The organism is Bradyrhizobium lablabi (genome assembly GCF_018129385.1).
GTDB lineage: Bacteria > Pseudomonadota > Alphaproteobacteria > Rhizobiales > Xanthobacteraceae > Bradyrhizobium > Bradyrhizobium lablabi_C.
The window spans coordinates 54,623-67,440 of the sequence record NZ_JAFCLN010000007.1 but is presented as its reverse complement, the minus strand read 5'-3'; the positions used below and the strand labels follow the sequence as shown (position 1 = coordinate 67,440).

General features: G+C 63.2%; 12 protein-coding genes. 9 read left to right on the top strand and 3 right to left on the bottom strand.

All coding sequences use genetic code 11. The annotated features are described in order from the left end of the window. The first annotated feature begins 363 nt into the window (after positions 1-363). The 5 genes from JQ628_RS16000 to JQ628_RS15980 all read left to right on the top strand — a co-directional run bounded on the left by JQ628_RS16000 (position 364) and on the right by JQ628_RS15980 (position 5,943). Positions 364-1,506 carry a hypothetical protein gene (locus tag JQ628_RS16000; RefSeq protein ID WP_212223597.1) on the top strand — a complete coding sequence of 381 codons (1,143 nt, stop codon included), beginning with the start codon at positions 364-366 and terminating at the stop codon, positions 1,504-1,506. Between the two features lie 190 nt (positions 1,507-1,696). Further along, on the top strand, positions 1,697-2,623 hold the full coding sequence (locus JQ628_RS15995; RefSeq protein WP_212223596.1) for an SMP-30/gluconolactonase/LRE family protein: 927 nt from the start codon (positions 1,697-1,699) through the stop codon (positions 2,621-2,623). 151 nt (positions 2,624-2,774) lie between these two features. Beyond that, entirely contained in the window at positions 2,775-3,368 is a 594-nt protein-coding gene (locus tag JQ628_RS15990; RefSeq protein ID WP_212223595.1) for a GNAT family N-acetyltransferase, read from the top strand. 73 nt (positions 3,369-3,441) lie between these two features. Continuing rightward, complete coding sequence (locus tag JQ628_RS15985; RefSeq protein ID WP_212223594.1) at positions 3,442-5,085, top strand: GMC family oxidoreductase; 1,644 nt, start codon at positions 3,442-3,444, stop codon at positions 5,083-5,085. Positions 5,086-5,094: 9 nt separating this feature from the next. Beyond that, positions 5,095-5,943: a hypothetical protein gene (locus tag JQ628_RS15980; RefSeq protein WP_212223593.1), complete on the top strand. Its 849-nt coding sequence runs from the start codon at positions 5,095-5,097 to the stop codon at positions 5,941-5,943. A gap of 139 nt (positions 5,944-6,082) precedes the next feature. Here the strand turns inward: JQ628_RS15980 and JQ628_RS15975 are convergent, their stop codons facing one another. Both JQ628_RS15975 and JQ628_RS15970 read right to left on the bottom strand, forming a co-directional pair. Then, a complete protein-coding gene (locus JQ628_RS15975) occupies positions 6,083-6,925 on the bottom strand; it encodes an AAA family ATPase (protein ID WP_212223592.1) in 843 nt (280 codons plus the stop codon). A gap of 98 nt (positions 6,926-7,023) precedes the next feature. Then, positions 7,024-7,266: a GlsB/YeaQ/YmgE family stress response membrane protein gene (locus tag JQ628_RS15970; protein ID WP_212223591.1), complete on the bottom strand. Its 243-nt coding sequence runs from the start codon at positions 7,264-7,266 to the stop codon at positions 7,024-7,026. A 264-nt stretch (positions 7,267-7,530) separates the two neighbouring features. Between JQ628_RS15970 and JQ628_RS15965 the strand changes: the two genes are divergently transcribed. The 3 genes from JQ628_RS15965 to sseA all read left to right on the top strand — a co-directional run bounded on the left by JQ628_RS15965 (position 7,531) and on the right by sseA (position 10,324). Continuing rightward, positions 7,531-8,706 carry a vWA domain-containing protein gene (locus tag JQ628_RS15965; protein WP_212223590.1) on the top strand — a complete coding sequence of 392 codons (1,176 nt, stop codon included), beginning with the start codon at positions 7,531-7,533 and terminating at the stop codon, positions 8,704-8,706. Between the two features lie 158 nt (positions 8,707-8,864). Next, positions 8,865-9,275, top strand: a complete 411-nt coding sequence (locus tag JQ628_RS15960) for a rhodanese-like domain-containing protein (protein WP_212223588.1) — start codon at positions 8,865-8,867, stop codon at positions 9,273-9,275. Positions 9,276-9,466: 191 nt separating this feature from the next. After that, entirely contained in the window at positions 9,467-10,324 is an 858-nt protein-coding gene (gene sseA / locus JQ628_RS15955; protein ID WP_212223586.1) for a 3-mercaptopyruvate sulfurtransferase, read from the top strand. A gap of 14 nt (positions 10,325-10,338) precedes the next feature. On the opposite strand, the gene JQ628_RS15950 is transcribed toward sseA, so the two are convergent. After that, on the bottom strand, positions 10,339-11,238 hold the full coding sequence (locus JQ628_RS15950) for a hypothetical protein (protein ID WP_212223584.1): 900 nt from the start codon (positions 11,236-11,238) through the stop codon (positions 10,339-10,341). Positions 11,239-11,571: 333 nt separating this feature from the next. Here JQ628_RS15950 and JQ628_RS15945 point away from each other — a divergent pair, with 333 nt between their 5' ends. Further along, entirely contained in the window at positions 11,572-12,807 is a 1,236-nt protein-coding gene (locus JQ628_RS15945; protein WP_212223583.1) for a L,D-transpeptidase, read from the top strand. Positions 12,808-12,818 lie beyond the last annotated feature (11 nt).

Below are 12,818 nucleotides of genomic sequence, written 5' to 3'. Positions count from 1 at the left end.
CGCATGGCCAACCAAAGCAGGGCCTTGCGGCTGATCGGCCGTGCGGCATTCAACTGCGTCTTTCCTGGCAGCTTTTGCTGACAATTTGCGCAAGGCAGTTCGCGTCAGTAAGTGCGAAGCCGGCGATGAAGGATGAGGCAGCGTCGGGCGACGGCCGCCTAACATCTTGTATCCCCTAATTCTTTCTCGATGGGCTGGCCCCGAAGACTCCCCTCGGAGGCGATGCGATGTTCGGTGCCAGGACTGGCCCGGAATTCGCATTGCAGCATAAGGACTATCAGGCGAGTCCGGGCGTCTGCCCAAGCTGAGCAGCAAATTGAGCAGCCCTCAGGCCTTGCTGAGACTCAGGGATTGGAAGGTGCCATGAACATACATGCCGCGGTTGATCCAAAATGGCCTGGCCTTACTCGCCCGAACGGCGATCCCCTTCGCCTGAACAGCAAGAATTTCGTGGCCATCGATCGCGATCGGAATGCGTCGCACGAGCCGACCTATCGCCCGCAGGCTCTCTACAATCGCGCGAACGAAGGCTTTCATGCGAACCACGAAACCTTCCTTCTCCATGAAGTCTCGACAAACCTGCCGATCTACCGCGCCGATACAGGCCCCACCGATTTCCATCTTCACCTTCCGCCCGGCGGCTACCAACTCGTACTGGTCACATCAGGTGTGTTCACCTTCGACTACGATGGCCGATTCTACTACGTCGGTCCCGGTTCGGTGATGCTCCAGAGCGCGATCGTGCATCGCCAGCTCTTCTACACCTGGTCGGGATTGCCCACCGAAGAAAACCTAAAGACGCCGCAGACCGTGGTGCCGGATCCGATGTCGATGGGCTATTCCGGCAAATTTCTTGAAGCCTTCATCACCGATCCCACGACCTTCCCCAACCCGACGGTGGTGGATCACGATCACATCAACGAAGAGGAAACGCCCCGTGTAGCGTGGAGCCATCCGCTGCATGACCGTCCGGCCGATGCCTGTTTCTGGCTACAGGATCCGCTGGAGCTGGAAGCCCTCTTCAAGCCATTGCCGGCCGGCTCGCCGATCAAATCCACCGGGCCCGTTTTCGTGCGCGACATCGGGATCGAGATTCCGAGCGGCCGCCTTACAACAGGACATATCATCGCGACCGATCCGCGCGGCCAGTCGCTGTTGCCGAAGAGCGCCTCCGTGGCGGCGGACGCTGCATTCCTTGGGAAGGGCGAGGTTGTCATCTATCGCGTTATTCGCGGCACAGCCGAATTCGCTAACAGCGCGGGGGAAAATTTCGAACTTGTGACCGGCGATACGGTGACGGCGGGCAAGAACACGATAGATCTGGTGGGGCTGGGCGAAAATACCCAGATCCTCCGGCTGGGCTTGCTGAAGGGCATCGAGAATCTTCGCAGCTGGACGCCGACGCAGCGCGACGAAATTGACGGTCTGGCCGGTCAAATCATTACGCGGAGGGACGTTCGTCCGTTGCGTAATGAAGGCAAGCCGGTCGGGTATTTGTACGAGTAAGCTGACAAAGTGTATTCGCCTTTGCTTTGAGGCGAGACGTCGCGCCGCCGTCCGACCCGGTAATACCTGCTGCGCAGCTGTTCGGGTTGGCAAGGGTGATCCTCTTTGCCATAACATCGCGCAACCAAATGTTGCGCGTGCGGGGGTCAAATCTGGAATCCGCCAGCAGCCAAAAAGCTGGGAGGATTTCATGGCCAATATCCGCGTTCTCGCCACCGATCTCGAATTTCCTGAAGGTCCGGTGGTGATGCCGGACGGCTCGGTCGTGCTGGTGGAAATCCGCGGACAGCGCCTGACGCGGGTCTGGCCGGACGGACGCAAGGAAGTGGTCGCCAGGATTCCGGGCGGGCCCAACGGCGCCGCGCTCGGACCCGACGGCAAGATGTACATCTGCAACAACGGCGGCTTTTCCTGGATTCCGACCCGCAACACCATCATGCCGGGGCCGCAGCCGGACGATTATCTCGGCGGCTCGATCCAGCGCGTCGATTTGCAAAGCGGCAAGGTCGAGACCGTCGTTGCCAAATGCGGCGAGCACGGCCTGCGCGGACCCAATGACCTCGTCTTCGACAGGCATGGCGGACTGTGGTTCTCCGAGCTCGGCAAGCGCCGCCACCGCGAGATGGATGTCGGCGGCCTCTATTATCTCAAGCCGGGCCTGAAGGAGATCGTCGAGGTCGTGCACGGCGTGCTGCCGGCCAACGGCATCGGCCTGTCGCCGGACGAAAACACCGTCTACATCGCGGAGACGCCGACCGCGCGGCTGTGGGCCTACGAACTCTCCGAGCCCGGCACCTTGAAGCCGCGTGACGTGATCTATCGCGGCGAACGCGGCAAGCCGATCCAGGGCCTCGGCGGCTACCAGATGTTCGACTCGCTGGCGGTGGAAGCGAACGGCAATGTCTGCGTCGCGACGCTGATCTCCGGCTGCATCTCGGTGATTGCGCCCGACGGCACGCTGGTGGAGCAGGTGCCGACCGGCGACCGCGTCACCACCAACATCGCGTTCGGCGGACCCGAGTTGAAGACGGCCTACATCACGCTGTCAGGCAAGGGCGAGTTGATCGCGATGGATTGGCCGCGCCCCGGCCTGCCGCTGAATTTTCTGAACAAGTGAGCTACAACCCCGTCATTGCGAGCGAAGCGAAGCAATCCAGCTTTGCTGCAACAAAAGGCTGGATTGCTTCGTCACGGAGCCTGTCATCGGGCGGCGCTTGGCGCCGACCCGGTGGCTCCTCGCAATGACGAGGAGAGATCGGAGTAGGTAAATGCCCTGGCTTGAACCGGTAACCCTGCGCGGCGAGCACGCCCGCCTCGAGCCGCTGTCGCACGATCACCGCGATGGTCTCGTGGAAGCCGTGAAGGACGGCGAGCTCTGGAAGCTCTGGTACACCTTCATCCCGAAATCGGAAGATATGACGAAGGAGATCGACCGCCGCCTCGGCCTGCAAAAGGCCGGCTCGATGCTGCCGTTCACGGTGTTCGACGCCGCCGGTCAAATCTCCGGCATGACGACCTACATGAACGTCGATACGCCAAACCGCCGCGTCGAGATCGGCTCGACCTGGTACGCCAAACGCGTGCAGCGCAGCGCGCTCAACACCCAGTGCAAATTGCTGTTACTGGCGCACGCCTTCGAACAGCTTGATTGCATTGCGGTAGAATTCCGCACGCATTTCTTCAACCACCAGAGCCGCCGCGGCATCGAACGTCTCGGCGCCAAGCTGGACGGCATTTTGCGCAACCACCAGATTGCGCCCAACGGCACGTTGCGCGACACTGTGGTCTACAGCATCATTGCCGGCGAATGGCCGACGGTGAAGGCGCATCTGAACTATCAGTTGAACGAGAAGGCGCGATAGCGTCCGCGAGCATGATCCGGAGACGTGGATACCGGTTCTCCGAAGAGATCATGCTCAAACAAAAGAAGACGAGATGGAAACGTTCGATTATGTGATCATCGGCGCGGGCTCCGCAGGCAGCGTGCTCGCGAACCGCTTGGGCGAAGACCTCGGCACCAAAATCTGCGTGCTGGAGGCGGGGCCGAGCGACTGGCATCCCTATATCCATTTGCCGGCCGGCTTCATCAAGACGTTCCACATGAAGAGCATCAACTGGGCCTACCAGCAGGAGGTCGGTCCATGGACCGGCGGGCGCAGCATCTACGCGCCGCGCGGCAAGACGCTCGGCGGCTCTTCCTCGATCAACGGCCACATCTACAACCGCGGCCAGCGCCAGGATTTCGATACCTGGGCGCAGATGGGCAATCGCGGCTGGAGCTATCCGGACGTGCTGCCTTACTTCAAGCGCATGGAGCGCCGGGTCGGCGAGGGTGAGGATACCTTCCGTGGCCGCGAGGGCCCGCTCACCGTCACCACCATGGATTGGCAGGACCCGCTCTGCGAAGCCTTCATGGAAGGCGCCGTCAGCCTCGGCATTCCCAAGAATCCCGATTACAACGGCGGCATCCAGGAAGGCGTCTCCTACTGCCAGCGCACCATCGAGGGCGGCCTGCGCATGAGCGCGGCAAAAGCCTTCCTGCATCCGGCGCGCAAGCGCGGCAATGTCGATGTCCGCACGCATGCCCACGTCACCAACATCATTTTTGAGGGCAAGCGCGCGGTCGGCGTGCGCTATCTCAGGGGCGGCCGCGGCGGCACGCCGGTCGAAGTGCGCGCCTCGAAGGAAGTCATACTGTCCGGCGGCGCGTATAACTCGCCGCAAGTGCTCCAGCTTTCCGGCGTCGGCTCGCCCGAGCTTCTGAACTCGCTCGGCATCAAGGTGCATCACGCGTTGCCCGGCGTCGGCGAAGGCCTTCAGGATCATTACGCGCCGCGCTCGGTCGCGCGCGTGAAGAACATCAAGACCATCAACGAGCTTCGGCGCGGCCTGAGCCTCTGGGTCGAGGCGCTGAAATGGGCGACTACGCGGCGCGGATTGCTGTCGCTGTCGCCGACCATGGTCTACTGCTTCTGGCATTCCGGCGAGACGCATGAAAGCTCTGACCTCCAGCTCACTTTCACGCCCGCGAGCTACAAGGAAGGCGTGCAGGGTCAGCTCGAGGATGAGCCCGGCATGACCGTCGCGTCCTGGCAGCAGCGCCCCGAGAGCCGCGGCTATGTCCGCGCCCGCTCGTCCGATCCATTCGAGCCGCCGATCATCCAAACCAATTACCTCGTGGAAGAAATCGACCGCCGCGTCGTCGTCGCCGGCATGAAGCTGGCGCGGCGGCTGCTCGCCTCGAAACCCCTTGCGCCGTACTACGCCTACGAGGATTTCCCGGGCCCGAAGGTGCAAAGCGACGATGAGTTTTTGGCAGCCGCCACCGAGCGCGGCACCACCACCTTCCACCCTGGCTGCACGTGCCGCATGGGCACATCAGACAAGCCATGGGCTGTGGTCGACGACCAACTCCGCGTGCATGGAATGGAGGGGCTACGTGTGATCGACGCCTCCGTCATGCCGCGCATGATCTCCGCCAACCTCAACGCGTCAACGCTGATGATCGCCGACAAGGCCAGCGACATGATCCGCGGCAAGGCGCCGATGGAAGCGGTGAAGCTCGCGGCGTATGCGTGAAGATCGCTGATGCGCCAGGAGGATGAAGCCGAGCTGACCGCAGAACATCCGCTTCTGGATGCGGTATCAAAATGGCCGGGTCGGGGTCCAACACAGCGCGCATTCGAGGCGCTTGGTTTCTCGCTGCACAAGGTTTGGCAGGACGAGATCATCCAGTTTTGCGGTGAGCAGCAATCAGGATTGATCAACCGATACTGGGACGAAGTCGCCATGGAGGCCATGAGGTCTATGGGACAGTGCGACTCCGATGAAAGATACTTCGCTGCTCAACCTCGATATCGTTCATCTTTTCTGGATGAACTCTTCGCCGTCAGAGGCCCAATTGAGCCGCCTTATCGAGGTCCACCGCTTCTCGGTTGTCTGCTCGAGCACATCAAGAAAATCGATACAGATCGGGAATTCCGGGAGCGTCGAAACTTGGCCTTTAAGCGCGCTCAGGCATCGGAAGCCGAGCGATTGGGTATCGACACGCGAGGCGGATTGAAGGAGAAAAAGGATGTCATCCCCTTCCTCGAACAATTTTGCAGCGCGCGGGGCTTTGAAGGCCGCTCTCGCAATCGTTGGCGGAAAAAGACAGGTGGTGGTCTCGTTTTCGAGATTGGCGTGTGGCTCGGTGGCAATCCGTTTCGTATATGGGGCCGCTTGAAGTTTCACATCCATCATGTGGATGAACCGAAGTTCGCGCTAGACGTCGAAGGCCCTCATGTTCTGGAGCGGTTTGTGCCAGGAGCTGCATCTTACGATTATTGCAGCAGCGACCGCGACTATGTTCTTGGCCTCAGGGCGCTTATCGAACTGTTCGACGTGATCGCCGCTACGCTCAAAGATAACTCGCCGCACCCACGGCCCTCATCCTGAGGAGCCGCGTCTTCGCGGCGTCTCGAAGGATGGCCACGGGCGGTAGCCGGGCCTTCATGGTTCGAGACGCCCGCAACGAGCCGCGCGACGCGCGGCCCGTAGCAGGCTCCTCACCATGAGGAGTAGGCAGGCGTGAATCTCAAACTTCCCTTCGGCTCAAAAACGCCAGCCGCTCGAACAGATGCACGTCCTGCTCGTTCTTGAGCAGCGCGCCGTGCAGCGGCGGGATCAGTTTGCGCGGATCGCGCTCGCGCAACATTTCCGGCGTCATGTCCTCGTTGAGCAGCAGCTTCAGCCAGTCCAATAGTTCCGAAGTCGACGGCTTCTTCTTCAGGCCCGGCACTTCGCGGATCTCGAAGAAGATGCGCAGGGCTTCTTCCACCAGCCGCTTCTTGATGCCAGGGAAATGCACGTCGACAATCCGGCTCATGGTGTCGGCGTCGGGGAACTTGATGTAGTGGAAGAAGCAGCGGCGCAGGAATGCGTCCGGCAATTCCTTCTCGTTGTTCGAGGTGATCATCACGATCGGGCGGAGCTTGGCCTTGATGTTCTCGCCGGTCTCGTAGACGAAGAATTCCATGCGATCGAGCTCGAGCAGCAGGTCGTTGGGGAATTCGATGTCGGCCTTGTCGATCTCGTCGATCAAGAGCACCGGGCGCTTCTCGGACGTGAAGGCGTCCCACAGCTTGCCGCGCTTGATGTAGTTCGAGATGTCGGACACGCGGCTATCGCCGAGCTGGCTGTCGCGCAGGCGCGACACCGCGTCGTATTCGTAGAGGCCCTGCTGCGCCTTGGTGGTGGACTTGATGTGCCAGGTCAGCAGCGGCGCGCCGATCGCCTTGGCGACTTCCTCCGCCAGCACGGTCTTGCCGGTGCCGGGCTCGCCCTTGATCAGCAGCGGGCGCTCCAGCACGATGGAGGCGTTCACCGCGACCTTGAGGTCCTCGGTCGCGACGTAGTCCTTGGTACCGGTAAATTTCATCGGGCCTCAAAATCCGTGGTTGGGCGCGCCAGGCGCAGCTCTGGCTTAACAGGAAAATCCTGCCAAAACAGCCTTCGTTGCCGGAATAGGGGGATGCGTCAGCGTCTGATCAGCGAAAGGATGACGAGGATGATCACCGCGCCGATGGTGGCGTTGATGATGTCGCGCACCCAGCCGACGCCCAGGTTGACGCCAAGCTGCGGTAGCAGCCAGCTTGCGAGCAGCGAGCCGATGATGCCGATCACGATGTTGCCGATCAGCCCGAAACCGGCGCCGCGCACGATCAGCCCGGCAAGCCAGCCCGCGACCGCGCCGATGATCAGCGCTGCAATGATGCTCATGGAGAACCCCCAACTGAAAAATTACCCCAGATGGGCGCAATTCTAGTTGAAAAACCCCTCCGGTCCAGCGCCGAGATGAGGCGCCTCGCTTCCGCTCTGCGGAATGGAGCATGATCCGGAAAAGTGGATACCGGTTTTCCGAGAAGATCATGCTCAAACAGAAAGATAGAGCGGGATGACGTTTCGAAGAAAAGTCATCCCGCTCTCACCGCAAATCGGCCGCAAGCCCTTGACGGCGCGGGTCCGGCGGGCAATCTGTACGTCATGTTCCTGCAATTCTTCACATCCTTGCGCGATGCCCAGGTCCCCGTGACCTTGCGCGAATATCTGACGCTGATGGAGGCGCTGGACGCCGACCTCGCCGATCAGACCGTGGAGAACTTCTACTATCTGTCGCGCGCGGCTTTGGTGAAGGACGAGCGCAACCTCGACAAGTTCGACCGCGTGTTCGGCACCGTGTTCAAGGGGCTGGAGAGCCTGCTCGACGCGATGGAGAAGGCGGACATTCCGGCCGAGTGGCTGAAGAAGCTGGCGGAAAAATACCTCACCGAGGAAGAGAAGAAGCAGATCGAGGCGATGGGCTGGGACAAGCTCATGGAAACGCTGCGCAAGCGCCTCGAGGAACAGAAGGGCCGTCATCAGGGCGGCAACAAGTGGATCGGCACGGCCGGCACGTCTCCCTTTGGTGCGCACGGCTATAATCCCGAAGGCGTGCGCATCGGCCAGGAGAAGAACCGCAACAACCGCGCCGTGAAGGTGTGGGACAAGCGCGAGTTCAAGGATCTCGACGGCAATGTCGAACTCGGCATCCGCAACATCAAGATCGCGCTGCGGCGCCTGCGCAAGTTTGCGCGCACCGGCGCGCCGGACGAACTCGACCTCGACTCCACGATCAAGGAAACCGCCAATCACGGCTATCTCGACGTCGTGATGCGGCCCGAGCGGCGCAACGCGGCCAAGGTGCTGGTGTTCTTCGACATCGGCGGCTCGATGGATTCCCATGTCGAGCAGGTCGAGGAATTGTTCTCGGCGGCCAAGACCGAGTTCAAGCACATGGAGTATTTCTACTTCCACAATTGCCTCTATGAAGGCGTCTGGAAGCAGAACAAGCGTCGCTTCACCGACCGCACGCCGACCTGGGACGTGCTGCACAAATACCCGCACGACTACAAGGTCGTGTTCGTCGGCGACGCGTCGATGAGCCCTTACGAGATCATGGTGCCCGGCGGTTCGGTCGAGCATGTCAACGAAGAGGCGGGCTCGGTCTGGCTCGATCGCGTGATCCGCACCTATCCGCACACGGTGTGGCTCAATCCGGTGGCGCAAAAACACTGGGACTATTCCGAATCCACCACCATCATCCGGCGCCTGTTTTCCAACCGCATGTACCCGATCACCATCGAGGGCCTGGAAAACGCGATGAAGGAACTGGTGCGGTAATCGCCGTCGTTCCGGGGCGCGCGTAGCGCGACGATGGATAGAGAAAGACCCTCATGGTGAGGAGCGCGAAGCGCTTCTCGAACCATGAGGCCACAGACGGGCCTGCATCCTTCGAGACGCCGCTTCGCGGCTCCTCAGGATGAGGAAAGGGAGTGAGAATGCCCCAGACCATCCACACCGGCATCAAGTCGCTGCTCGATGCGGCCAATTCCGCGATCGAGACCATCGAGGCCAAGGACGCCATCAAGCTCGCTAATGATCCGAATGTCGTGATCGTCGACATCCGCGACCCCCGCGAGATCGAGCGCGACGGCCGCATCCCCGGCGCGTTTCCCTGCACCCGCGGCATGCTCGAATTCTGGATCGATCCGGCGAGTCCCTACGCCAAGCCGATCTTCCAGGAAGACAAGAAGTTCGTCTTCCACTGCGCCGGCGGCTTGCGCTCGGCGCTCGCCGCCAAGACCGCGCAGGATATGGGCCTGAAGCCGGTCGCGCATATGGGCGGCGGCTTCGCCGCCTGGCGCGACGCCGGCGGCCCGGTGGAAAAATGGGAGCCGAAGAAGAAGTAGGCCGTCATTCCGGGCGCGACAAAGTCGCGAGCTATGATGCGCAATTGCGCATCTGAGAATCCATAACCACGATCGGTCGTTGGTTCAAAGAAAGCCGTCAACCAATGTTCGAAACAACTACGGCCCCGGCGTATGGATTCCAGGCCCGCGCCAAGCGGCGCGTCCCGGAATGACGAGAGGAAGGAGATAACATGACCGCCACCACCGACCCGCTCGTCTCCACCGAATGGCTTGCCGCGCACATTGGCGATGCCAACGTCAGGGTGGTCGACGCCACCTTCAAGATGCCCGGCGTGCTGCCGCTGCCGAAGGAGGACTATCTCGCCGCGCACATCCCGGGCGCCGTGTTCTTCGATGTCGACGCCGTCTCCGATCATTCCAGCCCGCTGCCGCACATGTTTCCCTCGGCCGACCAATTCGGCCGCGATGTCGGCGCGCTCGGCATCGGCAACGGTGACACCGTCGTGCTCTACGATGCCGGCGGCTGGGTCGCCTCCGCGCGCGTGTGGTGGATGTTCCTCGCCTTCGGCCACAAGGACGTCCGCATCCTCAATGGCGGCCTGAAGAAGTGGGTCGCGGAGGGACACAAGACCGAGAGCGGGCAGGTAACGCCGAAGCCCGCGACCTTCAAGGCGACGTACGACGCGCGCCGCGTGCGCAGCATGCAGCAGATGATCGACAACGTCGCCAGCCGCGCCGAGCAGGTGATCGATGCGCGCGCCAATGAGCGCTATCAGGGCAAGGTGCCGGAGCCCCGGGCGGGCCTTCGCTCCGGCCACATCCCGGGCAGCCTCAGCCTGCCGTACAACCTGCTGTTCGATGCGGCGACCGGCACGATGAAATCGCTCGACGAGTTGAAGGCCGCGTTCCTCGGCGCGGGCGTCAAGCTCGATGCCCCGATCGCCACGAGCTGCGGCTCCGGCGTCAGCGCCGCCGTGCTGACGCTCGCGCTGTACCGCCTCGGCATCGAGAACGCCGCGCTCTATGACGGCTCATGGACCGAATGGGGCGCGGCCAATGGCCCGCCGATCGCGACCGGGCCGGCGTAAGTCCGGCACGGGCGTCAGCGCCTGCGGGTCGTTGCCGTCGTGATCGTCGGCTGCACCGCGAACGGATCGGACGGCGTCGCTTGTTGCTGAATGGCGGCCGCTTGCCGCGCCTGCCGTGCCCGCAGGGCAGCCAGCCGGCGGCGCTCCTTCGCCCGCTGCGCCCGCAGCCGTTTCCGGGCAGCGGCCTTGTCCGCCTCCGCGCTCTTCGGCTTGGCCGACGCCAGCTCCGCGACAGTGCTGGCAGGAGTGCCGAGCGCCGCGGTCGTGATTGGCGCTGGCGTGTTCTCGGATGCCGGCGGCATGATCGCGGGTGCGGGTTCAGCGGGAACGGCTTCGGCCGGGGCGGGCGGCACAGCTTCCTGGATCGCCGCAACCTTGGTTTCCTCGGCAGCGGCCGGCGGTTCGGTCTGGACTGGCGCAGCTTCTACCGGCGCGGTTTCCGCTGGCGGTGACGTTTCCGCTGCCAGTGCCGGCTCCGGCCCGGCAGCGACTTCCGGTTTCGCAGCAGGCACTTCCGGCTTCGCAGCAGGCTCCGGCTTCACTGCCTCGGCCGGCACGGGGTCATCGACCTTCAACGCGGCGAGACGTTCGGTCTCGACCGGCGGCATCGGCACCGCTTCAGGCGCTGGCTCGGCAGGAGGCGCGATCGCAGTTGGCGGTGACGCCTCCGGCGCCTTCTCCACGACCGGCGGCTCGATGCGCAGCATCGCCAGCGTCGCAGCCGGCGGTTCGGTTGGCTGTGGGAACACGGGCTGCTGCTGGGCGAAGACCGGCTCAGGCAGCGTCCGCCGCGCCGGGCTATTGGCGAATTGTTCGTGCGAGGCACGCAACAGTGCCGCCGCGCCCAATCCGAAGATCAGGACCGACATGGTGAGCACGATCGCGGCGAGGAGAAAACGAAAGCCGGGGAGCATGCGCTCGAGTTCCGCCTTTGGGCAGGCGTGTTGGGGCTCTATGGGAACGCGGTGACCACTGAAATTAGCCCCCTTCGCCGCCGCGAATCAGGCTGAATCCAGAATACAGCAAATGCGCCCGATCTGGTTCTTACAAAAGTTGCGTCCGAAAACGCTTGATCCGTGCCGAAACGTCGCGCCGCTCGGCCGTTCATCTGAGCTATCCGGGTCTTTCCGGGGGAACTACAAAATGCCCGAACTGGGCCGGATTTCGCGGATTTGTCTTGAATGTGCCGCTATCTTCCGCCATCAGCCGTTAACGGTCCGGTGTGGCTTGGGGACTATACAAGAGCGATGATGATCAAAAGCATTCTGACGGCCTCCGCCGTCGCGGCCCTCGCCGTGGCGGAAACCTCGCTTGCACAGGCTCAGCAGGGCTATCCGCCGCCTCCAGGTTCAGTCTATTCGGCCGCGCCGCCTTATCCGCCGGGCGGCTATATCGTCGATGAGCGCCGCCGTCCGGCGCCCGACTTCGATGATCTGGAAGACGACGAGGCGCCGAACGGGCAAAGCGCGACCGCGTTGCCGCCGCCCGGCCCGATCCTGTCGCCGACCGATCCGCGCTACGCGCGTCCCGATTACCAGCAGCGTCCGGATGGCCGCCCGGTTTATTCCGGCGTGCCCACCGGTCCGATCCTGTCGCCCGACGATCCCCGCTATGGCCGTCCCGCCGGCCCGCCGCCGGTGATCTATGCCGACCGTCCGCCCGCGACCGCCCCGGGCGATGGCCGCATGCCCGGCCTCGGCGGCGTCAATTCGAACGAAGACTTCCCGCGTCCGCCCGGCGCGGTCGGCATGGCGCCGCCCACCGTCACCGGCGCGGTGCCTCAGCAGCAGTCGCCGCAGCCGCAGGTCGGCGCCGACGGCAAGCCGATCGTGCTGTCCGCGCTGCCGCCGGAAGAGCAGCCGGATGCTGCGCCCGTGCAACTGCCGCCGCATCTGCGCCGCACCGAAGTGGCCTTCCCCACCAAGGAGCCGGCCGGCACCATCGTCGTCGATACACCGAACACCTATCTTTATTACGTGCTCGGCAACGGCCGCGCGATGCGTTACGGCGTCCGTGTCGGTCGCGAGGGCTTTACCTGGACCGGCGTGCAGAAGATCACCAAGAAGACCGAGTGGCCGGACTGGTACCCGCCGAGCGAGATGATCGAGCGCCAGCCCTATCTGCCGCGCTTCATGGCCGGCGGCCCCGGCAATCCGCTCGGTGCGCGCGCGATGTATCTCGGCTCGACCGTCTACCGCATTCACGGCACCAACCAGCCTTCGACCATCGGCAAGTTCGTCTCGTCGGGCTGCATCGGCATGCTGAATGAGGACGTCTCCGACCTGTTCGAGCGCACCAAGGTTGGCACCCGCGTCGTGGTGATGCCCGGCGGCCCGCCGCCGGGGGTCGCGACCGCATCCGCGGCGCCGCCGCCGGCTGGTCCTGCGACTGCTGCCCCGCCGCAGGCCCAGGCTGCGGCCCCGGTGCCCGGCACGGGACCAACCGTGGTGCCGCCGCTGCCGCCCGCGACGACGATCCGGTAATCACGTTTCGG

What these genes read in the sequence shown, in the direction of transcription:
- JQ628_RS16000 (WP_212223597.1), top strand. Translation starts at nt 364, where the DNA reads ATGAACATACATGCCGCGGTTGATCCAAAATGGCCTGGCCTTACTCGC.
- JQ628_RS15995 (WP_212223596.1), top strand. Translation starts at nt 1,697, where the DNA reads ATGGCCAATATCCGCGTTCTCGCCACCGATCTCGAATTTCCTGAAGGT.
- JQ628_RS15990 (WP_212223595.1), top strand. Translation starts at nt 2,775, where the DNA reads ATGCCCTGGCTTGAACCGGTAACCCTGCGCGGCGAGCACGCCCGCCTC.
- JQ628_RS15985 (WP_212223594.1), top strand. Translation starts at nt 3,442, where the DNA reads ATGGAAACGTTCGATTATGTGATCATCGGCGCGGGCTCCGCAGGCAGC.
- JQ628_RS15980 (WP_212223593.1), top strand. Translation starts at nt 5,095, where the DNA reads ATGCGCCAGGAGGATGAAGCCGAGCTGACCGCAGAACATCCGCTTCTG.
- JQ628_RS15975 (WP_212223592.1), bottom strand. Translation starts at nt 6,925, where the DNA reads ATGAAATTTACCGGTACCAAGGACTACGTCGCGACCGAGGACCTCAAG.
- JQ628_RS15970 (WP_212223591.1), bottom strand. Translation starts at nt 7,266, where the DNA reads ATGAGCATCATTGCAGCGCTGATCATCGGCGCGGTCGCGGGCTGGCTT.
- JQ628_RS15965 (WP_212223590.1), top strand. Translation starts at nt 7,531, where the DNA reads ATGTTCCTGCAATTCTTCACATCCTTGCGCGATGCCCAGGTCCCCGTG.
- JQ628_RS15960 (WP_212223588.1), top strand. Translation starts at nt 8,865, where the DNA reads ATGCCCCAGACCATCCACACCGGCATCAAGTCGCTGCTCGATGCGGCC.
- sseA (WP_212223586.1), top strand. Translation starts at nt 9,467, where the DNA reads ATGACCGCCACCACCGACCCGCTCGTCTCCACCGAATGGCTTGCCGCG.
- JQ628_RS15950 (WP_212223584.1), bottom strand. Translation starts at nt 11,238, where the DNA reads ATGCTCCCCGGCTTTCGTTTTCTCCTCGCCGCGATCGTGCTCACCATG.
- JQ628_RS15945 (WP_212223583.1), top strand. Translation starts at nt 11,572, where the DNA reads ATGATGATCAAAAGCATTCTGACGGCCTCCGCCGTCGCGGCCCTCGCC.